The organism is Variovorax sp. V15, assembly GCF_041154425.1.
GTDB lineage: Bacteria > Pseudomonadota > Gammaproteobacteria > Burkholderiales > Burkholderiaceae_C > Variovorax > Variovorax guangxiensis.
Map to the genome: position 1 here is coordinate 3,570,521 of NZ_AP028659.1, position 23,945 is coordinate 3,594,465.

The 23,945-nt window shown below is 67.7% G+C and carries 16 protein-coding genes; 12 read left to right on the forward strand and 4 right to left on the reverse strand.

Translation table 11 applies throughout. The features are described from left to right. The first annotated feature begins 57 nt into the window (after positions 1-57). The 5 genes from ACAM57_RS16845 to ACAM57_RS16865 all read left to right on the forward strand — a co-directional run bounded on the left by ACAM57_RS16845 (position 58) and on the right by ACAM57_RS16865 (position 6,070). Complete coding sequence (locus ACAM57_RS16845) at positions 58-1,206, forward strand: PilT/PilU family type 4a pilus ATPase (protein ID WP_126019465.1); 1,149 nt, start codon at positions 58-60, stop codon at positions 1,204-1,206. A 122-nt stretch (positions 1,207-1,328) separates the two neighbouring features. After that, on the forward strand, positions 1,329-2,510 hold the full coding sequence (dapE, locus tag ACAM57_RS16850; protein WP_184638151.1) for a succinyl-diaminopimelate desuccinylase: 1,182 nt from the start codon (positions 1,329-1,331) through the stop codon (positions 2,508-2,510). Beyond that, the gene (prmB, locus tag ACAM57_RS16855) at positions 2,507-3,388 is read left to right on the forward strand and encodes a 50S ribosomal protein L3 N(5)-glutamine methyltransferase (RefSeq protein WP_369658230.1); all 882 of its coding nucleotides are present in this window, start codon (positions 2,507-2,509) and stop codon (positions 3,386-3,388) included. The genes dapE and prmB overlap by 4 nt, the downstream gene beginning before the upstream one ends. 155 nt (positions 3,389-3,543) lie before the next feature. Further along, positions 3,544-5,523 (forward strand): ABC-F family ATP-binding cassette domain-containing protein, encoded by a 1,980-nt coding sequence (locus ACAM57_RS16860; protein ID WP_369658231.1) that lies wholly within the window; start codon positions 3,544-3,546, stop codon positions 5,521-5,523. A gap of 43 nt (positions 5,524-5,566) precedes the next feature. Then, positions 5,567-6,070 carry a hypothetical protein gene (locus tag ACAM57_RS16865; RefSeq protein ID WP_126019457.1) on the forward strand — a complete coding sequence of 168 codons (504 nt, stop codon included), beginning with the start codon at positions 5,567-5,569 and terminating at the stop codon, positions 6,068-6,070. Here ACAM57_RS16865 and ACAM57_RS16870 read toward each other — a convergent pair. Together ACAM57_RS16870 and ACAM57_RS16875 are read right to left on the reverse strand one after the other, a co-directional pair. Next, on the reverse strand, positions 6,021-6,257 hold the full coding sequence (locus ACAM57_RS16870; protein ID WP_184638158.1) for a hypothetical protein: 237 nt from the start codon (positions 6,255-6,257) through the stop codon (positions 6,021-6,023). The genes ACAM57_RS16865 and ACAM57_RS16870 overlap by 50 nt on opposite strands. Positions 6,258-6,270: 13 nt before the next feature. Continuing rightward, positions 6,271-6,510 (reverse strand): XRE family transcriptional regulator, encoded by a 240-nt coding sequence (locus tag ACAM57_RS16875; protein ID WP_126019452.1) that lies wholly within the window; start codon positions 6,508-6,510, stop codon positions 6,271-6,273. Positions 6,511-6,579: 69 nt separating this feature from the next. Here ACAM57_RS16875 and ACAM57_RS16880 point away from each other — a divergent pair, with 69 nt between their 5' ends. The 4 genes from ACAM57_RS16880 (at position 6,580) to ACAM57_RS16895 (ending at position 13,738) form a co-directional block, all read left to right on the forward strand. Continuing rightward, on the forward strand, positions 6,580-7,296 hold the full coding sequence (locus tag ACAM57_RS16880) for an XRE family transcriptional regulator (RefSeq protein ID WP_126019449.1): 717 nt from the start codon (positions 6,580-6,582) through the stop codon (positions 7,294-7,296). 484 nt (positions 7,297-7,780) lie between these two features. Next, entirely contained in the window at positions 7,781-9,409 is a 1,629-nt protein-coding gene (locus tag ACAM57_RS16885; RefSeq protein WP_369658232.1) for an efflux transporter outer membrane subunit, read from the forward strand. 53 nt (positions 9,410-9,462) lie between these two features. Continuing rightward, on the forward strand, positions 9,463-10,632 hold the full coding sequence (locus ACAM57_RS16890; protein WP_369658233.1) for an efflux RND transporter periplasmic adaptor subunit: 1,170 nt from the start codon (positions 9,463-9,465) through the stop codon (positions 10,630-10,632). A 10-nt stretch (positions 10,633-10,642) separates the two neighbouring features. Further along, on the forward strand, positions 10,643-13,738 hold the full coding sequence (locus ACAM57_RS16895; RefSeq protein WP_369658234.1) for an efflux RND transporter permease subunit: 3,096 nt from the start codon (positions 10,643-10,645) through the stop codon (positions 13,736-13,738). A gap of 17 nt (positions 13,739-13,755) precedes the next feature. Here the strand turns inward: ACAM57_RS16895 and ACAM57_RS16900 are convergent, their stop codons facing one another. Together ACAM57_RS16900 and ACAM57_RS16905 are read right to left on the reverse strand one after the other, a co-directional pair. Next, entirely contained in the window at positions 13,756-16,689 is a 2,934-nt protein-coding gene (locus ACAM57_RS16900; protein WP_369658235.1) for a GH92 family glycosyl hydrolase, read from the reverse strand. Positions 16,690-16,790: 101 nt separating this feature from the next. Then, entirely contained in the window at positions 16,791-19,412 is a 2,622-nt protein-coding gene (locus tag ACAM57_RS16905) for a GH92 family glycosyl hydrolase (protein WP_369658236.1), read from the reverse strand. Between the two features lie 251 nt (positions 19,413-19,663). On the opposite strand from ACAM57_RS16905, the gene ACAM57_RS16910 reads away from it, so the two are divergent. From ACAM57_RS16910 to ACAM57_RS16920, 3 genes are all read left to right on the forward strand, one after another. Next, a complete protein-coding gene (locus ACAM57_RS16910) occupies positions 19,664-20,641 on the forward strand; it encodes a LacI family DNA-binding transcriptional regulator (protein WP_184638165.1) in 978 nt (325 codons plus the stop codon). A 509-nt stretch (positions 20,642-21,150) separates the two neighbouring features. Beyond that, positions 21,151-22,518, forward strand: a complete 1,368-nt coding sequence (locus tag ACAM57_RS16915; RefSeq protein WP_369658237.1) for a carbohydrate porin — start codon at positions 21,151-21,153, stop codon at positions 22,516-22,518. Between the two features lie 158 nt (positions 22,519-22,676). Then, positions 22,677-23,933, forward strand: coding sequence for an ABC transporter substrate-binding protein (locus ACAM57_RS16920; RefSeq protein WP_369658238.1), 1,257 nt, complete (start codon positions 22,677-22,679; stop codon positions 23,931-23,933). Positions 23,934-23,945 lie beyond the last annotated feature (12 nt).

Here is a 23,945-nt window from a genome sequence, read left to right on the forward strand (position 1 = left end):
GGGCCGGTCTTCTTCAGAGCCCCAGAGAAAACAAACAGCACCCGAGGAGAGAGACCGATGAACATGATGGAACGGCTTCTTCGTCTGATGGCCGAACGCAAGGCCTCCGACATCTATCTCTCGGCCCACTCGCCGGTGCTGATCCGCATCAACGGCATCTGCCTGCCGGTCAACGCACAGGTGCTGCCGCCCACGGCGCCGCTGGCGCTGCTGTCCGAGGTGGTGCCCGCCGGGCGCATCCAGGAGCTGGAGAGCACGGGCGAGCTGAACATGGCGGTGCACATCGAGGGCGCCGGCAACTACCGCATCAGCGCCATGCGCCAGCGCGGCACCTACGCGGTGGTGGTGCGGCACATCGCCTCCACCATTCCCAGCTTCGACGAACTGAACCTGCCCGACATCCTGAAGACGCTCATCATGGAAAAGCGCGGGCTGATCCTGATGGTCGGCGCCACCGGCGCGGGCAAGACCACCACGCTGGCCTCGATGCTGGACTACCGCAACGAGCACGCCAGCGGCCACATCCTCACGGTCGAGGAGCCGATCGAGTTCACCTACACCAACAAGAAGTCGGTGGTGAACCAGCGCGACGTGGGCAGCGACACCACCTCGCTGCAGACGGCGCTGAAGAACGCGCTGCGCCAGGCGCCCGACGTGATCCAGATCGGCGAGATCCGCGACCGCGACACCATGTCCGCCGCCATCGCCTACGCGCAGTCGGGCCACCTCTGCGTGGCCACGCTGCATGCCAACAACAGCTACCGCGCGCTGAACCGCATCCTGAGCTTCTACCCCGTCGAGGTGCGCCCCACGCTGCTGGGCGACCTGGGCGGCGCGCTGCGCGCCATCGTGTCGCAGCGCCTGCTGCGCACGCCGACCGGCGGCCGCGTGCCGGCGCTCGAAGTCATGCTCAACACCGCGCTGGTGGCCGAGCTGATCGAGAAGGGCGACTTCTCCGGCGTGAAGGAGGCGATGGAAAAGTCGATGGCCGAAGGCTCGCAGACCTTCGAGGAAGACATCGCCCGCCTCATCGTCGAAGAGCGCATCACCCGCGAAGAGGGCCTGTCGCAGGCCGACTCGCCCACCAACCTCATGTGGCGCCTGCAGAACCGCGCGGCGCCCAAGCAGCAGGTCGACGACCGCCACCTCACGGACCAGGTCGACGAACCCACTTTCACCGACATCACGCTAGACGTCAAATTCTGACTCTCCCCCAGGCTGCGCGCACTTCGTGTCGCTTCGCCACCCCCTCGCAGGGGGCAACACCAGCGGCCCGGCAAAGCCGGTTCCGCGGTGTTCCTGGAAGAGTCACCCTCCATTCCTGTGCCATGTCCCGAACTCTCCAGCTAGCCGAACAACTCATCTCGCGCCCTTCCGTCACCCCCGACGACGCGGGCTGCCAGCAGATCCTCGGCGAGCGGCTGGCGCGGCTGGGCTTCACGCTGGAGACCATCGAGAGCGGCCCGGCCGACTTCCGGGTGACCAACCTGTGGGCGGTGCGCCGTCCCGCGAACGCCCAGGCCGCCACGAAGACGCTGGTGTTCGCCGGCCACACCGACGTGGTGCCCACCGGTCCCGTCGAGCAGTGGACCAGCCACCCCTTCACGCCCACGCACCGCGACGGCAAGCTCTACGGCCGCGGCGCCTGCGACATGAAGACCTCGGTCGCGGCCTTCGTGACCTCCATCGAAGACTTCTTGCAGGCCGTGCCCGAGCCGCGGCTCACGCTGGCCCTGTTGCTCACCAGCGATGAGGAAGGCCCCGGCGTCGACGGCACCGTGGTGGTCTGCAACGCGCTGGCCGCGCGCGGCGAGACCATCGACTACTGCATCGTCGGCGAGCCCACGGCCGTGGAGCGCTGCGGCGACATGATCAAGAACGGCCGCCGCGGCACCATGAGCGGCAAGCTCACGGTCAGGGGCGTGCAGGGCCACATCGCCTATCCGCACCTGGCGAAGAACCCGGTGCATGCGGTCGCGCCCGCGCTGGCCGAGCTGGTGGCCATCAACGCCGCCGGCGGCTGGGACGCGGCGAGCAACCCGTACTTCCAGCCGACCAGCTGGCAGATCAGCAACTTCCACGCGGGCACGGGCGCGAGCAACGTGATCCCGGGAAGCGCGGTGATCGACTTCAACTTCCGCTTCTCGACCGAATCCACGCCCGAGTCGCTGCAGCAGCGCGTGCACGCCGTGCTCGACGCGCACCAGGTCGACTACACCCTGGCCTGGACCATCGGCGGCCTGCCCTTCCTGACCACGCCGGGCGAGCTGGTGGAGGCAGTGCAGGGCGCCATCCGCGAAGAAACGGGCATCGAGACCGAGCTTTCGACCAGCGGCGGCACCAGCGACGCACGCTTCATCGCCAAGATCTGCAGGCAGGTGGTCGAACTGGGCCCGGTGAACGCCAGCATCCACAAGATCGACGAGCACATCGAAGTGGCCGAGATCGAGACGCTGAAGAACATCTACCTGCGCGCCCTGAAGCGGCTGGACGCCGCGCTCGCCGGATGAGCACCGTCATCGAACTCATCGAGTCGGGCGCGAAGCGGCTGGAAGAAGCCGGCGTCGCCTTCGGCCACGGCACCGCCAACGCCTTCGACGAAGCCGCCTGGCTGGTGCTGTGGCGCCTGAAGCTGCCGCTGGACGACCTCGACGGCGTGGCCGACAGGCCCGTGTCGCCCGCCGACGCGGGCAAGGTGGCAGCGCTCATCGACGAGCGCATTTCCACGCGCAAGCCCGCCGCCTACCTCACGAAGGAAGCCTGGCTGCAGGGCGTGCCCTTCTACGTGGACGAGCGCGCCATCGTGCCTCGCAGCTTCATCGCCGAGCTGATCGCCGACGGAACCATCGACTACTGGCTGGGCGAACACACGCAGCGCGTGCTCGACCTGTGCACCGGCAACGGCTCCCTTGCCGTGCTGGCCGCGCTCACCTACCCGGAAGTGACGGTGGACGCAGGCGACCTGTCGGTGCCGGCGCTCGAAGTGGCGGCCATCAACGTCACCCGCCACGAGCTGGACTCGCGCGTGAGGCTGGTCGAATCCGACGGATTGAAGAACCTGCCCGGCCCCTACGACCTGGTGCTGTGCAACCCGCCCTACGTGAACAGCGCCAGCATGGCCGCCCTGCCCGCCGAATATCGCGCCGAGCCCGAGCTGGCGCTGGCCGGCGGCACCGACGGCATGGATTTCGTGCGCCAGCTGTTCGCCGACGCGCCCTCGCGCATGAGCGAGCGCGCAGTGCTGGTGCTGGAGATCGGCAACGAGCGCGAATACTTCGAGGCGGCATTTCCTCAGCTCGAAGTCTTCTGGCTCGAAACCTCGGCGGGCGAAGACCAGGTTCTGCTCGTGACGCGCGATGCCCTGGTGGCCGGCGCCGGCGTGCGTTAGCTGCGCCCGCCGCGCCCCCTTCAGCCGCCTTCTCGCAGCCATTGGCTGCGAAACCCCATTCACCGGGCGATCGATGCCGATTTCCCCGTGCCTTTGCCCCTTTTTCCGGGGCTCCGGAGGCCGGGCGGGATAATCGCCCCTACGGTTCCTCTTTCATGATCACTCTCAAGAACGTCATTCTTCGCCGCAGCGCCAAGGTCCTGCTCGACGGCGCCACGGTCACCCTCAACCCCGGCGAGAAGGTCGGGCTGGTGGGCCGCAACGGCGCCGGCAAGTCGACCCTTTTCGCCCTGCTCAACGGCACGCTGCACGAAGACGGCGGCGATTTCTCCATTCCCAAGCAGTGGCGCATGGCCCAGGTGGCGCAGAACATGCCCGAGACCGAGGAGTCGGCCACCGACTTCGTGGTTGGCGGCGACACCCGCCTGACCGAGTTGCGCGAGCAGCTGGCCGCCATCGAGGCCGCCTACGCCGAGAACCCCGACGACGCCGACATCGGCATGGAGCTTGCCCACGCCTACACCGACCTGGCCGACGCCGGCGAGCACGACGCCGTGCCGCGCGCGCAGGCGCTCATCCTGGGCCTGGGCTTCAAGACGCACGAGCTCGACGCGCCCGTCAACAGCTTCTCCGGCGGCTGGCGCATGCGCCTGCAGCTGGCCCGCGCGCTGATGTGCCCGAGCGACCTGCTGCTGCTGGACGAACCCACCAACCACCTGGACCTGGACGCGCTGGTGTGGCTCGAAGCCTGGCTGCAGAAGTACCCGGGCACCATGATCGTCATCAGCCACGACCGCGAGTTCCTCGACGCCGTGACCGACGTCACCCTGCACATCGCCAACGCCCAGCTCACGCGCTACGGCGGCAACTACAGCAAGTTCGAGGACATGCGCGCGCTGCAGATGGAGCAGCAGCAGCAGGCCTTCGCCAAACAGCAGGAAAAGATCGCCCACCTGCAGAAGTTCATTGACCGCTTCAAGGCCAAGGCCAGCAAGGCCAAGCAGGCGCAGAGCCGGGTCAAGGCGCTGGAGCGCATGGAACGCGTGGCGCCGCTCCTGGCCGAAGCCGACTTCAGCTTCGAGTTCAAGGAGCCGGGCAACATCCCGAACCCGATGCTGTCGATCAGCAATGCGAGCTTCGGCTACGTCGTGGAAGACGCCGAGCCCAAGACCATCCTGCGCGGCGTCAACCGCTCGGTGCTGGCGGGCCAGCGCATCGGCATCCTGGGCGCCAACGGCCAGGGCAAGTCGACGCTGGTGAAGACCATCGCGCGCGAGATGGGTGCGCTGGCGGGCCAGGTCACCGAGGGCAAGGGACTGAACATCGGCTACTTCGCGCAGCAGGAACTCGACGTGCTGCACCCCGGGAGCAACCCGCTGGAGCACATGGTGCGCCTGGCGCGCGAGCTCGGCGGCAACGCCCGGGAGCCCTCGGGCGAACAGGCGCTGCGCGGCTACCTGGGCAGCTTCAATTTCAGCGGCGACATGGTCAAGCAGCCCGTGGGCACCATGAGCGGCGGCGAGAAGGCCCGCCTCGTGCTCGCGATGATGGTGTGGCAGCGCCCCAACCTGCTGCTGCTCGACGAGCCGACGAACCACCTGGACCTCGCCACCCGCGAGGCACTGGCCGTGGCGCTCAACGAGTTCGAGGGCACGCTGATGCTGGTGAGCCACGACCGCGCGCTGCTGCGCTCGGTGTGCGACGAGTTCTGGCTGGTGGGCCGCGGCGTGGTCGGCGACTTCGAAGGCGACCTCGACGACTACCAGCGCTACCTGCTCGACGAGTCCAAGCGCCTGCGCGAGGAAGCCAAGGTGGCGGTGCGCGAGGCCGAAGCCGCCGCGGCACCGGCCGCCGCAGCCACGCCCGCGCCCCAGCAGCGCAAGCAGGATGCCCAGGAGCGCCAGCAGCGCAGCGACCAGGCCAAGCCGATCAAGCGCGAGATCGCCCAGATCGACGAGCGCCTGGCCAAGGCCGCCACCGAGCGTGCCGAACTTGAAGCGCGGCTGGCGCAGCCGCTGCCCGCCGGCGAGATCGCCGAAGCCGGCAAGCGGCTGAAGGCGCTCAACGACGAAATCGGCCGCCTCGAGGAGCGCTGGCTGGCCCTTTCGGACCAGCTGGAAGCCCTGGCGGCCTGAACCGCAAGGCCACGCAGGCAGGAAGAAGGAAGGGAGCCGCCGGATGCCGTCAGCCATCGAACTGGCCCGGGGCGATGAAAAGCTCATCGCCGCCGTCCACCGCAGCCGCCGCCTCATCAGCCGCAAGGCGCTGATGGCGGCAGCGGCCAGCGCGGTTCCCCTGCCCGGCCTGGACTGGATGGCCGACGCCGCGTTGCTCTCGCGGCTGGTGCCGCAGATCAGCGCGGAGTTCGGCCTTTCGGTCACGCAGGTCGAGAAGCTCGCGCCGCACCAGCGCGAGCGCATCCAGAAGGCCGCGACCACGGTGGGCGCGCTGCTGGTCGGCAGGCTGGTCACGCGCGACCTGCTGCTGCGCCTCGCCAGGCACGCGGGCGTGCGCCTCACGGCCAAGCAGGCGACCAAGTACGTGCCCATCGCCGGGCAGGTGGTGTCGGCCGCGCTCGGCTACGCGGCGCTGCGCGCCCTCGGCGAACAGCACATTAAGGACTGCGTCCGGGTCAGTACCACCCTCGCTCTCGCGCCGCCCGAACCGCACGCGAGCGCCTGAGCGCCTCGCCGTCGAAGAGCACCTGCGCCGCCCACGCCGCGCAGACCAACCCGAAGCAGCCGCCGCCCGCAAAGGCCGGGCGCGCCGCGATCAGCCCGAAGGCAAGCCCCGCGAGGGACAGCAGCGCCAGCAGCACGCAAAGCGTGCGGTCGAGCCACAGGCCCGACGGCCATCGTTGACGGCGCATCGCGCGCTCATCGCTACGGCTGCTTTTTCTTCTCGGGCTGGCGGAAAGCCTCCGGCCCGGGCTTGAGCGCTTCTTCCTTCACCCGCTGCTCGTAGGCGGCCACCAGCGCGACATAGTGGCGCGACATCACGTCGGCCACCCGGCCCAGGCCGATCTTGGAGACCGTCGGCTGGGGAATTCCCGTTCTCTCTTCAATCTGCTTCTGCGTGAGGCCCATGGCCCTCAGCGCCAGAACCAACTCCCGTGGCTTCATTCTTTTCTCCCTTTTTTTACTATTCTAGAGTTTGAGAAGAATATTCGTTTGGGCTTAAATCCCCACTCGATGGACAGCATTGCCAAACGCGCCCTTGCCGCGCGCAAATTCGCCAAGATGACGCAGAAGCAGGCCGAAGCGGTCTCGGGCGTCAAGCAATCCAGCATTTCCAAGATCGAACGAGGCGACGTCACCCGCTCCATGAGCGTGCTGGCCCTGGCGCGCGCCTACCGTGCCGATCCGAACTGGCTGGACACCGGCGACGGCCCCGCCCCGTGGGACGAAGACCAGCTCCGCCAGGCCCGCGACCGGGTCAGCGAACCGCTCGGCCCCTATCGGGTGACGCACACGCCGCCGTCCATTCCCAGCTTCAACCCGCGCACGCCGGGCACGGTGCCGCTGATCTCCTGGGCCGACGCAGCCAACTGGGACAGCCACGAGATCTCGCAGCAGCCGCACGCCGAGCGCTGGATTCCCTGCATCGCCCACCACAGCCTCCAGAGCTATGCGCTGCGCGTTCGCGGCGACAGCATGACCTCCACCAGCGGCCTGCTGAAGAGCTACCCGCCAGGCTCCATCGTGTTCGTCGATACCGCACTGAGAAAGCCCGACGACGGCGAACGCGTCATCGCGAAGCTCGATGACAGCGACGAGGTCACCTTCAAGGTGTTCAAGCAGGACGACGGCCGCCGCTGGCTGCTGCCGCTGAACCCGAAGCACGAGCCGGTACGCACGTCCTTCACCGTGCTGGGCACCGTTGTCGGCAAGTGGGAAGACGAAGACTGAGCGAGGACCGATCGCGAGCGCGATTGACGCGTCCGGCGAAGAATGAGCCGGAAATTAGCGTGGAACAGGATTCCGTCGAGGTCAGGTTGCGTGCAGGTTCGGAAGCGATATTCATGGCTCTCCCTGTGGCCTGCATCCTCTGATCCTCCCTCCTCCAGCAGGTCACCTTCGAGCCCGCCTTCGTGCGGGCTTTTTTTTGGGCGTTGCTCGCCCCCAGGCTGCGCGGCACTGCGTGCCGCTTCGCCAACCCCCTACCGGGGGCAACACCCGAGGCCCGGCAAAGCCGGTTCCTCGGTGTTCCTGGCATTGGGGCAGCGGTGAGGCTTGTGCCGCGTCTCGGGGTGGTGCGTTTGGCGCCTTGCCCGTACATTTCGCGTCGTGCAGATCCTGTTTCGTCGCAACGGCCTCGCAACGCGGGGCGACGGCTACGAGACTTCGGGAAAGTCAGGCAGCCCGGGCGTTCCGGGTGTACAACCGCTGCCCCATGCAATATCAAGAAAACAATGCGTTGGAGGATCACCCCGGTTCGTCGTTGCGCGCTGCGCCTGCGCGCTCGCGGCCGGGGTGGCCCGTTCAGGGTGCCGTGCTCGGCGTCGTCCTGCTGCTGGTGGGCGGCTGCGCGGTCGGGCCGGATTTCAAGACGCCCGATCTTCCCGCCGCCGCCAGCGGTGCCGACTACACCCCCGCGCCGATGCCGGCGCGCACCGCGAAGTCCGACGTGCCGGCCGGACAGGCCCAGGAACTGCTGCCGGGCCGTGACATCCCGGCCCAGTGGTGGGAGGTGTTCCGCTCCGAGCAGCTCGACCGGCTGATCCGCGCCTCGCTCGAACAGAGCCCCACGCTGGCGTCTGCGCAGGCCGCGCTGCGGCAGGCCGAAGCCACCTATGACGCGAAGTCGGGCAACCTGCTGTGGCCGCAGGTCACGGCGCAACTGGGCGCGCAGCGCGAGCGGGCCTCCGAGGTCAGCACGCAGGTGCCGGGCGGCCAGCTGCTCACGCTGTACAACGCATCGGTCAACGTCAGCTACAACCTCGACGTGTTCGGCGGCTCGCGCCGGCAGATCGAGGGCGCGCAGGCCGCCGTGGAAGCGCAGCGCTACCAGGTCGAGGCGACCTACCTCACGCTCACGTCGAACCTCGTCACCACCGCGATCCGCGAAGCCGCGCTGCGTGGCCAGCTGCAGGCCACGCGCGAGGTGCTGCAGGCGCAGCGCGAGCAACTGGGCGTGATCGAAAAGCAGTTCGATACCGGCGCGATCCCGAAGTCGATCGTGTTGCAGCAGCGCACGCAGGTCGCGCAGACGCAGGCGGCGATCCCGCCGCTGGAGAAGTCGCTCGCGCAGACGCGCCACCAGCTTGCAGTGTTCGCGGGCCGCCTGCCGTCTGAGCAGGGCCTGCCCGAATTCGATCTCGCCAGCCTCTCGCTGCCGCAGGAGCTGCCGCTGTCGCTGCCCTCCGAGCTCGCGCGCCAGCGGCCCGACGTGCGTGCCAGTGAAGCCCAGCTGCACCAGGCCAGCGCGGCGGTCGGCGTGGCCACGGCGAACCTCTATCCGCAGATACAGCTGAGCGCCAGCTACGGCAACACCTCGCTGCGCGCGCGCGACCTGTTCACCGGGCCGACCACGCTGTGGAACATCGGCGCCGGGCTCACGCAGCCGATCTTCAACGGCGGAGCCCTGCGCGCGCAGCAGCGCGCCGCCGTCGCGGCCTACGACTCGGCGGCGGCGCAATACCGCAACACCGTGCTCGGCGCCTTCCAGAACGTGGCCGATGCACTGCGCGCGCTCGAACTCGACGCCGCCGCGCTGCAGACCCAGGCCACGGCCGAATCGCTCGCCAGGCAATCGCTCGACCTGTCGACCGCGCAGTTTCGCGCCGGTGCGGTGAGCTACGTGACGCTGCTGACCGCGCAGCAGGCCTGGCTGCAGACGCACACCGCGCTGGTGCAGGCGCAGGCCGCGCGCTATGCCGACACGGCCGCCCTCTTCCAGGCGCTGGGGGGCGGCTGGTGGAACCGCGGTGCGCTCGCCAATGCGGCCATCGCGCCCGGACAGCCGGCGCAATCGGCTCAATCGGCTCAACAGGCTTCCCAGGCAGCAGCGCCGCAGAACTGAGCGGCCCCGAACACTCCAAAAACTCCAAGAAAAGCCAATTTATGACCCGAAGAATGATCATCATGATCGGCTGCGTACTGCTGCTGGTCGCCGTGCTCGCGTTCGGCAAGTTCATGCAGATCCGCGCGCTGATCGCTGCCGTGCCCAAGCCGGCGCCGCAGACGGTGTCGACGGCCGAGGTGCAGAAGCTTCAGTGGCAGTCGCAGTTCACCGCGGTCGGCACGCTGAACCCGGTGCGCGGCGCCGACCTGAGCACCGAAGTGGCCGGGCTGGTGCGCACGGTGCATTTCAAGTCGGGCCAGGACGTGAAGGCCGGCACCCTGCTGGTCGAGCTCAACGCCGATTCCGACATCGCCCTGCTGCACTCGGCCGAAGCCGCCGCAGCGCAGGCCGCCACCGTGCTCAAGCGCGACCAGGCGCAGCTCGCGGTGCAGGCGGTGAGCCAGGCGCAGATCGACGCCGACACCAACGACCTGAAGGCCAAGCGCGCGCAGGTCGAGCAGCAGGCCGCGGTGGTGGCGAAGAAGTCGATCCGCGCGCCCTTCTCGGGCCGCCTGGGCATCACCGCGCTGAACCCCGGCCAGTACGTGAACGCGGGCGACAAGCTGGTCACGCTGCAGACGCTGGACCCGATCTACGTCGACTTCGCCCTCCCGCAGCAGCAGCTCGCGGGGCTGGCGGTGGGCCAGGTGGTGAACCTGACGGTGGACACCTTTCCGGGCCAGGCCTTCAGCGGCAAGATCAACGCGATCAGCCCGAAGGTGGACGCCGCCACGCGCAACGTGCAGGTGGAGGCCACCGTCTCCAACCCGAAGCAGCAGTTGCTGCCCGGCATGTTCGCGAGCGTGAAGATCGATGTCGGCGGCGAGCAGGAGCTGCTCACGCTGCCGGCCACCGCCGTCACCTACAACCCTTACGGCTCGACGGTGTACGTGGTGAAGGAAGCCGAGCCGCCCAAGCCCGGGACCGCCGGTGCGCCGGGCACGCCCGCCCAGCCGGCGCAGCCCGCCAATCCTTCGGGGGCGAAGCAGCTCGTCGCGCAGCAGGTCTTCATCGAGACCGGCGCCACGCGCGGCGACCAGATCGCCATCGTCAAGGGCCTCACGGCCGGCCAGGTGGTGGTGAGCGGCGGCCAGAACAAGCTGAAGAACGGTACGCCGGTGGTGGTGGACAACAGCGTCCAGCCCGCCAACAACCCGGCGCCGACGCCGCAGGAAAAGTGAGGTCGCCCGCATGAACTTCACGGACATCTTCATCCGCCGGCCGGTGCTGGCGATGGTGGTGAGCATGCTGATCGTGGTGCTCGGGCTGCGCGCGCTGGCCGGGCTGCCGGTCAACCAGTACCCGAAGACCGAGAACGGCGTGGTCACCATCACCACCGCCTACTACGGCGCGGACGCGGCCACGGTCGCGGGCTTCATCACGCAGCCGCTGGAGGCCGCCGTGTCGCAGGCGCAGGGCATCGACTACCTGTCGTCGTCCAGCAGCCTGGGCGTGTCGACCATCACCGCCACGCTGCGGCTGAACTACGACTCCAACCGCGCGCTGACCGAGATCAACACGCAGGTCAATTCGGTGCGCAACCAGCTGCCGCCGCAGGCGCAGCAGCCGGTGCTGACGGTGGCCACGGGCCAGACCACCGACGCGATGTACATCGGCTTCTACAGCGACACGCTGCCCAACAACAACGTCACCGATTTCCTGGTGCGCGTGGTGCAGCCCAAGCTCAATGCCATTCCGGGCGTGCAGACCGCCGAGATCCTCGGCGCGCGCACCTTCGCGCTGCGGGCCTGGCTCGACGCGCAGAAGATGGCCGCCTACGGCGTGACCGCCACCGACGTGAGCGCGGCGCTGGCCGCCAACAACTACCTCGCGGCCGTCGGCCAGAGCAAGGGCCAGATGGTGAGCGTGCCTCTCACGGCCGGCACCTCGCTGCACAGCGTGGACGAGTTCAAGCAGCTGTCGGTGAAGAGCTCCAACGGCGCGATCGTGCGGCTGCAGGACGTGGCCAACGTGACGCTGGGCTCCGAGAACTACGACTTCAACGTGGCCTTCAACGGCGTGCGCTCGGTGTTCATCGGCATCAAGGTCGCGCCGGAGGCCAACATCCTCGACGTGGCCAAGCAGGTGCGCACGGTGTTCCCCGACATCCAGTCCCAGCTGCCCACCGGCCTGACGGGCAAGATCGTCTACGACTCGACCGACTTCATCAACACGTCCATCAGCGAAGTGATCAAGACGCTGGTGGAGGCGCTGGTCATCGTGACGGTGGTGATCTACCTGTTCCTGGGCAGCCTGCGCGCGGTGGTGGTGCCGGTGATCGCGATGCCGCTGTCGCTGATCGGCACCTTCTTCATCATGCTGGCGCTGGGCTACTCCATCAACCTGCTCACGCTGCTGGCGCTGGTGCTGGCCATCGGCCTGGTGGTGGACGACGCGATCATCGTGGTGGAGAACGTCGACCGGCACATGCGAGAGGGCAAGTCGCCCATGCAGGCCTCGCTGCTCGCGGCGCGCGAACTGGGCGGGCCCATTCTGGCCATGACGGTGGTGCTGGTGGCGGTGTACGTGCCCATCGGCTTCCAGGGCGGGCTGACCGGCTCGCTCTTCACCGAGTTCGCCTTCACGCTGGCCGGCTCGGTGGTGGTGTCGGGCATCGTGGCGCTCACGCTGTCGCCGATGATGTGCTCGCGCTTCTTCAAGCCCGAGCAGGACAGCGGCAAGTTCGCGATGAAGATCGAGCACGTCTTCGAGCGCGTGCACCACCGCTACCAGCTGATATTGCGCGGCGTGCTCAAGACCTGGCCGGTGATGATCGTCATGGGCGCGATCCTGGTGGCGCTGCTGTTCGTGATGTTCAAGATGTCGAAGTCGGAGCTCGCGCCCGAGGAAGACCAGGGCATCGTGCTGTCGCAGGTGGTGGGCGCGCCCACGGCCACCATCAACCAGATGCAGACCTATGCGGACCAGATCTTCAAGATCGCGCACGACACGCCCGAATACGCGCAGCTCTTCCAGCTGACCGGCGTGCCCAGCACCAACGCGGGCATCGCGGGCGTGCTGCTCAAGCCCTGGGACGAGCGCACGCGCAGCGCGCACGACATCCAGACCGACTTGCAGAAGCGCTGGAACGGCATCGCCGGCGCGAAGGTGGTGGCCTTCCAGTTCCCGGCGCTGCCGGGCGCCTCGGGCCTGCCGGTGCAGTTCGTCATCAAGACGACCGAGCCCTTCGAGAACCTGAATGCCCTCGCCCAGCAGATCATGGACAAGGCGCGCGCCGACGGAAAGTTCTACTACATCGACGCCGACCTGAAGATCGACCTGCCGCAGGCCTCCGTGGTGGTCGACCGCGACAAGATCGCCACGCTGGGCATCACGCAGCAGGACGTGGGCAACGCGATGGGTGCGGCGCTGGGCGGCGCCTACGTCAACTACTTCTCCATCTCGGGCCGCTCGTACAAGGTGATCCCGCAGGTGCAGCAGGTCGACCGGCTGAACCCGTCGGACGTGCTGAACTTCTACATCAAGACGCCCAGCGGCGTGGTGCCGGCCAGCACGGTGGCGAGCCTGAAGTACAGCGTGCAGCCGGAGACGGTGAACCACTTCCAGCAGCTGAACTCCGTGACCATCCAGGGCGTGCCCAGCGGCACGCAGGGCGAGACGCTGGAGTACCTGCGCGGCCTGGTGCAGCAGATGGCGCCCAGCGGCTACACGGTGGACTACTCGGGCCAGTCGCGACAGTTCGTGCAGGAGTCGGGCAACTTCGCCATCACCTTCGTGTTCGCGCTGATCATCGTGTTCCTGGCGCTGGCGGCGCAGTTCGAGAGCTTCCGCGACCCGGTGGTGATCCTGGTGTCGGTGCCGCTGGCGCTCTTCGGCGCGATGATCTTCATCTTCTGGGGCTTCGCCTCGATGAACATCTACACGCAGGTGGGCCTGGTGACGCTGATGGGCCTCATCAGCAAGCACGGCATCCTGATCGTCGAGGTGGCCAACCGCCTGCAGAAGCAGGGCCTGAGCAAGCTCGACGCCATCGTGGAAGCCGCCGGCACCCGACTGCGCCCCATCCTGATGACGACCGCCGCCATGGTCTTCGGCGTGCTGCCGCTGGTGATCGCCTCGGGCGCCGGCGCCGCGGGCCGCAAGGCGATGGGCATCGTGATCTTCAGCGGACTTTCCATCGGCACGCTGTTCACGCTCTTCGTGGTGCCAGCGATGTACCTCTTCATCGCCGCGCGGCACCAGAAGGAAGAAGGCCCGGACGAGGAACCTGCCAGCGGTGCAACGCCGCCAGCCGCGCTGCCGGGCAGCGTGGCACCCGAGGCCTGAACGGCTGGCTCGGGTCTTCAGTTCAGCGGCGCGGCCAGCAGCTCGAATTCCGAGAGGCTGACCGCCCCGCCCCCACCCACTCCTCGCCCGATCTCCAGCCGATAGGTCGAATAAGCGCCCGGGGTCTTCACGACGAAGGGCCGTACCTGGCGGCGCCAGGCGAACACTTCGCCCTGGCGCGTGTCGAGCGTGGTCCAGTCGATGCCGTCGTTCGAGCCCTTCAATGTCCAGCCGGCCGGATCCTGCCCGGTCTTGCCGCTGGAGGTGAGCGTGTAGATCGCCACCTTGCGCGCCGTACCGGCCGTGCTGCCCTGGATCCACGCCGCGCCGGCACCACTGCTCCATTCCGTGAGCGAGGTCCGGTCGTTCAGGTTCTTCAGCCCGGTCGTGTTGCTCGCGGTGGTGGCGAAGGCAGAGGTTGGCAGCAGCGACTGCAAGGGCGAAGGCCTGGCAGCGTCCTTGGTGACGGACGAAGGCGCATCGTCGTCGCCAGTGCCCCATGACGACGGGTTCGGCCCCATCTGGAACTCCAGCGTCGCGCCCTCCACCAGTTCGGCGTGCGTCAGGTAGGTGCGCGTGATGCTGGTGCCGTTGAGCTTCAGGCCCTGCACGTAGCGATTGGTGCTGCTCACGCCGGGTGCGCTGATGGTGATGGCGCGCGGCTCGCCCTTCGCGTTGGGCACCAGCACGCTCATCTTCGGAAAGTAAGGCGCGCCGATCGTGTACTCGGGCCGGCCCGTGGAGGCCGGATAGAAGCCCATGGCGCTGAGCACGTACCAGGCCGACATCTCTCCGTTGTCCTCGTCGCCCATGTAGCCGTCGCCGTTCGGCACGCCGTTCTTGTCCAAACCCGAGAAGTAGAGCTTGTCCATCACGTCGCGCAGGTACTTCTGGCCGGAGGCCGGGCTTCCGGCGTGGCTGTACATGTAGATCGTGTGGTGCACCGGCTGGTTGGAATGCTGGTACTGCCCGACGCCTGCCAGCGCATCCACGTCGTAGGCCGACTTGATCTCGGGCTTGATGCCGGTGTGCGAGCCGTTCGGATCGGTGCCGTCGTAGCCGAGGCCCGGCCTGGTCGTGAAGAAGGCATCCAGCTTCGCCTTGAGCGCGGCGCGGCCGCCGTAGAGGTTGGCCAGGCCCCGGCCGTCCTGTGGCGTGGCGAAGGCGTAGGTCCAGGCGTTGCCCTCGGTGTAGCCGTAGTACCAGGCCATCGGGTTCGGCGCGCCGCCGCCGAAGGCGCCGCCCGTGCTCTTCTGGCGGAACCAGCCGCCGGCCCAGGTGCCGGTGGAGGCGCCGTCGAAGATGTTGGCGTAGCCGGTCGCGCTGTTGGCGAAGTAGGCTGCGTCGTCGGTCTTGCCCAGCGCCTTCGCCATCTGGCTCACGCCGAAGTCGTTCAGGTAACCCTCGAGCGACCACGACACCGACTCGTCGTAGACCGTCGAGTAGCCGTAGAACGGCGTCTTCTCCATTCCCTTGCGGCCGCGGTCGCTGTTGGGGCTGTAGACGGACGCGTTCTTCAGCATCGAGTCGTAGGCGGCGTTGACGTCGAAGTTGCGCACGCCCTTCAGGTAGGCATCGGCAAGGATGATGTCGGAATTGGTGCCCACCATCATGTCGGCATAGCCCGGGCTGGCCCAGCGCGTGGTCCAGCCACCGTCCTTGTAGCCGTTGACGAAGCCGTCGAGCATCTCGCCGGTCTGCTGCGGAAAGAGCAGCGTGTACAGCGGCCAGGTGGTGCGGTAGGTGTCCCAGAAGCCGTTGTTGACCCACAGCTTGCCGGGCCGCACCGTCATCGGGCTCACGTAGGGGTTCAGGTACGACGGCGCGCCGTTCACGTTCTCCCAGGCCGAGTTGGGGTACAGGAAGGCCCGGTACATGTTGGAGTACAGGATGGTCTTCTGGTCCTCCGTCGCGCCCTCGACCTGGATGGTGTTGAGCCTGTCGTTCCAGGCCTCCTTGGCCGCGCCCAGCACGTCGTCGAAGGACCTGGCGCCGATCTCCTGCATCAGGTTGGCCTTGGCCTGCTCCACGCTGATGAAGGAGGTACCGACCTTCAGGCCCACCGCCTGCCTGCCCGCGGAGGCGGTGTCGAAGCTCAGCCATGTCGGGAACGAGGCCGCGCCCGAGGCCTTCACCGGTGCGTCGGCCACCGCGTGGAAGTACATGCGCGGCGAGCCCTGGTCGGTGTAGCCCGAGACCGTGCCGTTGGCTGCGTCGACGTTCAGCGAACCCGACACGCCCTTGAACATGTCGAACACCACCGCCAGCGATGGCTGGTTCGCGGCGGCGGTGAAGCGGAAGTACGCCGCGTGGTCGGTGGGGGTGATCTCGGTGCGGGTGCCGTTTTCGAAGGTCACGCTGTAGTAGTGCGCATGCGCCACTTCGTTCCTGTGGCTGAACTTCTCGCCGCGCGAGGCCTTGTCGAGCACCGGGTTGCCAGCGCTGTCGGTCTGCGTGACCGGCATGAACTGAAGCGACTGGCGGTTGCCCATCCACGGGCTCGCCTCGTGGACCGCCGCGAAGGCGAAGATGCGGTCCAGCGGCTTGGTGTCGTTCTCGTCCTCGAAGAAGGTGTAGAAGAAGTCGTTGCCCATGTAGCCGTCATAGGGCTTGGTGTTGCTCCAGCCGGAGCTCTCGTCATCGGGGTCGATGCGGTTGACGGGCGACCACATGGTGAAGCCGAAGGGCACGGCCGTGGCCGGGAAGGTGTTGCCACGCGAGTAGCCGTCGTAGATGTAGGCGTTGGAGTGGGAGCCGCGCAGGGTGTTGACGTAGTCGGCGAGGTCCTGCTTCTCGCGGGCTGGGGCGCTCCCGCTCGTGCCGCCCGTGCCGCCCGTGGTGACGACGGTGACGGCGGTGTTGCCCGCGCCTGTGCTGCCGTTGCCCTCGCCTCCATTGCTTCCGGCGACCTGCTGCTGATCGCCGGGTGCTCCACCCTGCGGTGGCGGCACCGGGAAGCCCCCGCCGGAGCCGCCGCCGCACCCCCAAAGTGCTGCCGCGACAACCCATGCGGCAGCCCGGGCAGTCCTGCCCGCGAACCATGCCGGGGCGCTCACATCGCACCCGCGGCGGTTGCCTTGGTGTAGTCCGCGGCTGGTCCCGAGGGCGGCGTCAGCGACGGATCGGAAGCCCAGTCGGTGGGCGTCGTCGACAGCTTGAAGGAGAGCGTTCCGCCGTCCTTGATCCTGTCGAGCGGCAGCCACGAGCCCGCGTAGGTCGTGCCGTTGAGCTTCATCTCGCCGATGTAGCGCACGTTGTCGATGAGCGCCTGCCGGTCGGCCTCGATGCGCAGCTTCTTCCCGTTGCCCAGCCAGAGGGTCATGCCCGAGAACTGCGGCGTGGACACGGCCAGCCCGGGGGCAGAAGGAATCACCGGATACAGCCCCATCGAAGCCCACACGAACCAGCCCGAGGTCGCGCCCATGTCGTCGTTGCCAGGCAGTCCGCCCGAGCCGAGGCTGAAGTTCTTGCGCAGGATGACCGGGATGACGTACTGCGCGTATTTGGCGGAGCCGATCCAGTTGTAGGCCCACGGCGTCTGGAAGGCGGGTTCGTTGCCGATGTAGTAGTTGTCGGAACTCTCGCCGCCGTTCAGGTCCTGGCCGCTGGGCTCGGCGCCGTTGAAGGGATCGGCGGCATCGAGCGAGAACAGGCTGGCGAGCCGGTCGAGCGTGCCCTTCTGGCCCCCGAGCTTCTGCGCGAGACGGGTCCAGTCGTATGCGAAGGTCCAGAGGTAGTTGGCTTCGGTCGATTCATGGAACACGCCGCCGGCCCAGTCGCCCGCCGCGGTCTTCGACTTCAGCGTCTTGCTCGTGTCGTCGAAGATGTTCTGCCAGTTGCCCGCGCGCCTGAACACCGTGTCGATCACGCTCTTGTCGGTGGCACGGGTGGCGGGCAGCGCATCGAGGAAGGCACCGACGGAGCGGTCGGTGGTGATGGCCTCCAGCGTTGTCGACGAGGGGTTGTCGTAGCCCCTGTCGGAGGGAATCCAGCCGAGGCTCATGTAGTCGGCCAGGCTGTCGCCGGGCTTGCCGATGGAGAACTTGTCGTTGCACTGGCCCCTGGGGTTGGTGACGGCCTGCAGCATGTACTTGCGCGCCGTGTCGAGGTCGAACTTGCGTGCGCCGAACATGTAGGAACCCGCGACGACCGTGGGCGCATGGTCGCCGTTCATCGGCGTGGTGTCCTCGCTGCCGTCCACCCAGTGCGGGAAGGCGCCGCACTGCTGCGCGTCGGCCACCAGCGACTGCATCATGTCGCTGGCCTCATCGGGCGCGATCATGGCGAGCAACTGGGCCTGGCTGCGGTAGGTGTCCCACATCGAGAAGCCGCTGTAGTGCGTCTTGTAGCTCGCATCCTTGCCGTCAAGCTTGAACTTGTAGTTCGCGACGTTCTCGGTGGCCCTCGCCGGCAGCACGCTGTTCGATTGCGAGAGGTCGGCCTGCTTCATGCTGCGGTAGTCGCCGTTGACGTCGCTGTAGACGGTCGGCCCGCTGTAGACGCGGTAGAGCGCGGTGTAGAACTTCGCGAGCTGGGTGGTCGCGTCGTCCTTCTTGCCGGCATCGAGCTTGTCGAGCTCGCCGGCCCTGGCGAGGTCGAGCTGCACGACGTTGAGCCGGCTGTTCCAGTTGCTGTCGGCCGTGGCCTTGACGGTGTCGAAGGAGGCGTCGAGGTTCTCGGCCTCGAGGTTGGCCTTCGCGTTGGCTACGCTCACCGAGGAGATGCCGACCCTGAGCTGCACCGAGAGGTCGTTGTCCTTCAGGTCGAACTGCAGCTGCGCGGCCTTGCCCGAGATGGCCGAGCCGGCTTTCAGCGGCTTGTCGAAGCTCGCGTAGTAGTAGACGGGCTGCTTCCAGGTGCCGCCGCAGAATTCGTTGGCGACCGCCGTGCCCGACACCGACCTGAGATCGGCGCCCAGCGCGATGTCGGTCAGGCCGCTGTAGGGCACGCCGCTCTGGTTGGGGTTGTTGCGCGCGGAGTCGATGACGAGAAAGGCCTTGTCCTTGTCCGCGTAGCTGAACCTTGCCATGCCGGTGCGCGTGGTCGCCGTCAGCTCGCTGGTGATGCCGTTGTTGAACTTCACCCTGTAGTAGCCGGGGCTGGCCGACTGGTTGGCCTTCGTGTAGCCAAGGCCGCCCGAGGGAATGCCGCCGCCGGCGTTGTTCGGCAGGATGGCCACCGCGCCCTGCCCCCTGCAGCCCGGGCCGTTGAGATGGGTCATGCTGAAGTAGCGGATAGCGTTGTCGCCGTCGTAGTAGCCGCCGGAGCCGTAGCCCCAGGGCGAGCCGCTGCCGCGCGTGTCGGGCCCGAAGCTCACCATGCCGAAGGGCGTCTGCGCGCCGGGGTTGACGTTGCCGGAGTGGCCGCTGCCGGTGTCGGAGATCTTCGTTCCGACGAACAGGTTGACGTACTGCGTGAGCGGGATGTCGATGCGTTTTTCCTGCACCGGCACGGTCGGCGTCGACGCACCCGCATCGGGGCCAGGGCTCGTGCCCGAGGCGACGGTGCCGGGGTCGGAACCGTTCGCGGCCGGAGGAGCCGTGGCCGTCCCGCCTGCCGCCGTCGGCAGGGGCATCGAGAAGCCACCCGAACCACCGCCGCCGCAGCCCCAAAGCAGCGACGCACCGATCATGCTCGCGGCCAGGGTCCTGCCGCATGCGAGCTTCTTTTCCATGTTGTCTGTCTCCCTGGTTGTCTGTACATCGCTCACGGTCGGAGCGCCGGACGGCCGCAGTGTAGGTACGGCCGCGGCTGCGGCGGTCTTGTGATTTCCCGAACGAAACATGGCGTTGGCAGGGAAACAAATCAGCGCGCTTCCCCTTCCAGGCAGGGGCTTCGCGCGTGCAGGAGTGCCTCGACAAGGCCGCGCCGCCAACCCCAAAATGGCGCCCTTTCTCACCGCGACGGCTCATCCCAAGGAGATCCATGCCCGTAACCATCCGCGATGTGGCCGAGGCCTCCGGCGTCTCCATCAGCACCGTATCGCGCGCATTGAAGAACCAGCGCGGCCTCTCCGACGAGACGCGCCGCATGATCCGCCAGGTGGCACGCGACATCGGCTACAACGCGGCGCGACTGCGCGGCGCCAAGGCCAGGCAGCTGGCCTTCATGGTGCACAGGCAGCACAGCCACTTCTCGACCAACCCCTTCTTCTCCGACGTACTGCATGGCGTGGAGGAGGCGTGCCGCAGGTTCGGCATCGTGCCCACGCTGCTGACCTGCGGGCCCACCGATCCGATACGCGAGCAGCTGCGCATGCACGAGCCCGACATGATCCTCGCGGCCGGCTACTTCGAGAGCGAGGTGCTGCAGATGGTGGCGGGGCTGGAGCTGCCGATCGCGCTCATCGACTTCTCGCAGGGCGACCTTCCCTCGGTGAACCCCGACAACGCGGTGGGCGGCTACATGGCCACGCGCCACCTGCTGGACATCGGCCGCAAGCGCGTCGCGTACATCGCGGGCTCGCTGGCGCACGTGAGCATCCTCGAGCGCGCGCAGGGCTACCGCCGCGCGCTCTTCGAGGCCGGCATCCTCGCCGACCCGGAGCTGGAGGTGGTGGCGCCCACGGGCCAGCTGCACGACCTGGGCGCATCGGCCGCGATGCAGCAGCTGCTGCGGCTGCGCCGGCCGCCCGACGCGGTGTTCGCGTACAACGACGCGGCCGCGCTCGCTGCGCTGCGCACCTGCAGGCAGGCGGGCCTCTCGGTGCCGGGCGATATCGCCATCGTCGGCTTCGACGACACACTCGCCGCGGCGCAGTCCGATCCGCCCATCACCACGCTGCGCGTGGACCGCCAGGAACTCGGCCGCTTCGGTGTCGAGCTGGTGCTGCAGGGCTCCTCGATGCCCCGGCTCAACACGCTGCCCGTCGAGCTGATCGTGCGCGCGAGCACGAGCGGCTGAAGCGCTTTTCTTCCGCCACAGCAGGCTCTTCACCCCGGCGCTTTTTGCGCTGGCAACGCTGTGTTTCGTCCGGGAAATCACAAGATCGCCGCGCGAAACCCCGCTCCTACACTGCGTGCCGTCACACGTCGGGCCCCCTCGGGAAGCCGGCCTTCCGACAAAGAGCGACACGGCAAACGCAGCACAACAAGAGGAGACACAGCACATGGCAGCGACCTGCATGCACGACCGGCAAATGCCTGAACGCAGGCCTCATTGCCGCATCGCCGTGCGTCACTTCTTTCGCGAACGCCCTGTGCTGTGCGCCCGCCCTGCCTGTCGCCCGATGAAGCGATAGCGCCTCCCCCGCTCCCCCTCTCCCCCTTTCCGTTCGAACGCGTCTGAACGCGAAACGCCGGCTCCTCGACCGGTGCGGGACCGCTTTTGCCCAAAGCGGCCGGACGGCCTTTTTTTCTCTTTTTTCCCGCTTCTTTCACGCCTTCACAACAACCCTGACCAAGGAGACTCCCGTGAGACCCAAGCTGAACCGAATCACCGCCGCGGCCGTCGTGCTGCTCGCCGGCCTGCACGGCCTGGCGCATGCCCAGACTGCGGAGATACCGACGGACGCACCGCCCGAGGCGGCGGTTAAGTCCGACCCCACCAAGGACTTCGTCAAGAAGGTCAATGAGGCCACCGGCCTGGAGTTCTGGGGCTACGGCCGCGGCGGCTTCTACAGCGCCGGCAACGGCAAGCCCAAGGGCGGCTACTCGCTGGGCGGCGACCTGCAGAAGTACCGCCTGGGCAACGAGGGCGACAACTACCTGGAGTTCGGCATCGGCAAGCGCTTCGACCTGGGCGACGGCATCAAGTGGGGCGTGTTCTACATGCCCACGATCTACAACGGCAAGAGCGGCACTGCGCAGGCCTACTTCTCGCTCAGCGGCATCTTCGGCAACAGCGCCACGCTGTGGGCGGGCCAGCGCTACCACCGCGTGCAGGACGTGCACATCGTCGACAAGTGGGTGGTGGAAGACGGCGACAACTACGGCGCCGGCATCGACGACATTCCGCTGGGCGGCCTCGGGCGGCTGAACGTGGCGGTGCACACGGCCGACTCGGTCGACAACAGGAGCGGCAACCCCAACAACGCCAAGCGCATCAACGTGCAGTGGCGCGACATTCCGACCAACCCGGACGGCAAGCTCACCGTCACCGGCGGGCTGATCTCTGGCAACTTCGCCAAGGGCAAGGACGGCGGTGCGCTGGGCCTGATGCACGTGCAGAAGAACTTCCTGACGCCGGGGCTGAACAACATCTTCATCGCGCAGGCCTCCAACGGGCATTCCTCGCTCAGCGGCAAGTTCTACAACCTGGACAACAGCACGACGACCACCGGCTTCCTGCTGCCGGCGGGCATCGGCCAGTCGGACAGCTTCTTCTTCGCACCGCTGGTGGAGCGCACGGTGATCACGCCGCAGGCGGGCGCGAAGCAGCGGCGCATCCTGGACTCGATGGACTTCCAGATCGGGCGCTTCGGCGGCCAGACGCTGATCGGCTACCAGACCACGCGCCCCGACGACGGCCCCGAGACGCGCGACTTCACGCTGGGCGGGCGCGTGTCCTACGGCATCGCCAAGTACACGAAGCTGCTGGCCGAGCTGGGCACGACGCGGCGCAGCATCGACGGCCAGCCCAGGCAGACGCTGAACAAGGGCACGATCGCCGTGGCCTTCTCGCCGAACACCGACTTCTGGACCCGGCCCGAATTCCGCATCTACGCCACGCGCGCCAGCTGGAACAAGGCCGCGGCCGACGCCAACGCAGGCACCTTCGGCGCCAACGGACGGCGCAGCGCCACCGTGTTCGGCATCCAGATGGAAGCCTGGTGGGAGTGAACCAGGCAATGGCGATCCCGCACACGCTCCTGGCGGCGCTCTTGTTGCGCTCGCAACGCTGTGTTTCGTCCGGGAAATCACAGCGCGCGGCCCCGGAGGGGCTGCCTAAACTGCCGCCGGCTCCGGCATCCAACACTGCAATGAGAAGAGACAAGCACATGAAAACCTCATCCCGATTCACCGCAGCCGCCCTCAGCCTCGCCATGGGCAGCGGTGCCGCCATGGCCCAGCAACAGCAGAGTGTGGAAGTCCTGCACTGGTGGACCTCCGGCGGCGAGGCCGGCGCGCTCAACGTGCTCAAGGGCAACCTCGAGAAACAGGGCGTCAAGTGGAACGACATGCCCGTGGCCGGCGGCAGCGGCGAGGCCGCGATGACCGCGCTGCGGGCACGCGTGACCGCGGGCAACCCGCCCACGGCCTCGCAGATGCTGGGCTTCGACATCCTCGACTGGGGCAAGCAGGGCGTGGTGGCCGACCTCAACGCACTCGCCCAGAAAGGCGGCTGGGACAAGGTGGTGCCGCCCGCGCTGCAGAAGTTCTCGAAGTACAACGGCAAGTGGATCGCCGCGCCGGTCAACATCCATTCGACCAACTGGGTGTGGGCCAACCAGGCGGTGCTGGCCAAGGCCGGCGTGACGGCCGAGCCCGGGACATGGGACGAGTTCATCGCCGCCGCCGAGAAGGTGCAGAAGGCCGGCTTCGTCGCCATCGCCCATGGCGGCCAGCCGTGGCAGGACGCGACGCTGTTCGAGAGCGTGGCGCTCTCCACGGGCGGCATCGACTACTACCGCAAGGTCTTCATCGAGCTCGACGGCAAGACCATCGGCTCGCCCACCACCGAGAAGGTGTTCCAGCGCATGGGCCAGCTGCGCAAGCTGGTCGACAAGGACTTCTCGGGACGCGACTGGAACGTGGCCTCGGGCATGGTGATCGGCGGCAAGGCCGGCTTCCAGGTGATGGGCGACTGGGCCAAGGGCGAATTCGTCAACGCCAGGCAGGTGCCGGACAAGGACTTCGCCTGCTTCCGCTTCCCGGGCACGCAGGGCGTGGTCACCTTCAACACCGACCAGTTCGTGATGTTCAAGATGAAGGACGCCGACAAGGAGGCCGCGCAGCAGAAGCTGGCCGCTGCGATCATGGAGCCGGGCTTCCAGTCGGCCTTCAACGTGGTGAAGGGCTCGGCGCCCGCGCGCACGGACGTGCCGGACACCGCCTTCGACGCCTGCGGCAAGAAGGCCATCAAGGACGTGGCCGAGGCCAGCACCGGCAACACGCTGGTGGGCTCGATGGCGCACGGCCACGCGGTGCCCGCGTCGATCAAGAACGCGTTCTACGACGTGATCACCCGGCACTTCAACGGCCAGCTGGACGACAGGAAGGCCGTCGCGGCACTGGTGTCGGCGGCGAAGAACTGAAGACCTCACCGA

Excerpts from the sequence above, each read along its gene's own strand:
- ACAM57_RS16845 (WP_126019465.1), top strand. The coding sequence starts at position 58 with ATGAACATGATGGAACGGCTTCTTCGTCTGATGGCCGAACGCAAGGCC.
- dapE (WP_184638151.1), top strand. The coding sequence starts at position 1,329 with ATGTCCCGAACTCTCCAGCTAGCCGAACAACTCATCTCGCGCCCTTCC.
- prmB (WP_369658230.1), top strand. The coding sequence starts at position 2,507 with ATGAGCACCGTCATCGAACTCATCGAGTCGGGCGCGAAGCGGCTGGAA.
- ACAM57_RS16860 (WP_369658231.1), top strand. The coding sequence starts at position 3,544 with ATGATCACTCTCAAGAACGTCATTCTTCGCCGCAGCGCCAAGGTCCTG.
- ACAM57_RS16865 (WP_126019457.1), top strand. The coding sequence starts at position 5,567 with ATGCCGTCAGCCATCGAACTGGCCCGGGGCGATGAAAAGCTCATCGCC.
- ACAM57_RS16870 (WP_184638158.1), bottom strand. The coding sequence starts at position 6,257 with ATGCGCCGTCAACGATGGCCGTCGGGCCTGTGGCTCGACCGCACGCTT.
- ACAM57_RS16875 (WP_126019452.1), bottom strand. The coding sequence starts at position 6,510 with ATGAAGCCACGGGAGTTGGTTCTGGCGCTGAGGGCCATGGGCCTCACG.
- ACAM57_RS16880 (WP_126019449.1), top strand. The coding sequence starts at position 6,580 with ATGGACAGCATTGCCAAACGCGCCCTTGCCGCGCGCAAATTCGCCAAG.
- ACAM57_RS16885 (WP_369658232.1), top strand. The coding sequence starts at position 7,781 with ATGCAATATCAAGAAAACAATGCGTTGGAGGATCACCCCGGTTCGTCG.
- ACAM57_RS16890 (WP_369658233.1), top strand. The coding sequence starts at position 9,463 with ATGATCATCATGATCGGCTGCGTACTGCTGCTGGTCGCCGTGCTCGCG.
- ACAM57_RS16895 (WP_369658234.1), top strand. The coding sequence starts at position 10,643 with ATGAACTTCACGGACATCTTCATCCGCCGGCCGGTGCTGGCGATGGTG.
- ACAM57_RS16905 (WP_369658236.1), bottom strand. The coding sequence starts at position 19,412 with ATGGAAAAGAAGCTCGCATGCGGCAGGACCCTGGCCGCGAGCATGATC.
- ACAM57_RS16910 (WP_184638165.1), top strand. The coding sequence starts at position 19,664 with ATGCCCGTAACCATCCGCGATGTGGCCGAGGCCTCCGGCGTCTCCATC.
- ACAM57_RS16920 (WP_369658238.1), top strand. The coding sequence starts at position 22,677 with ATGAAAACCTCATCCCGATTCACCGCAGCCGCCCTCAGCCTCGCCATG.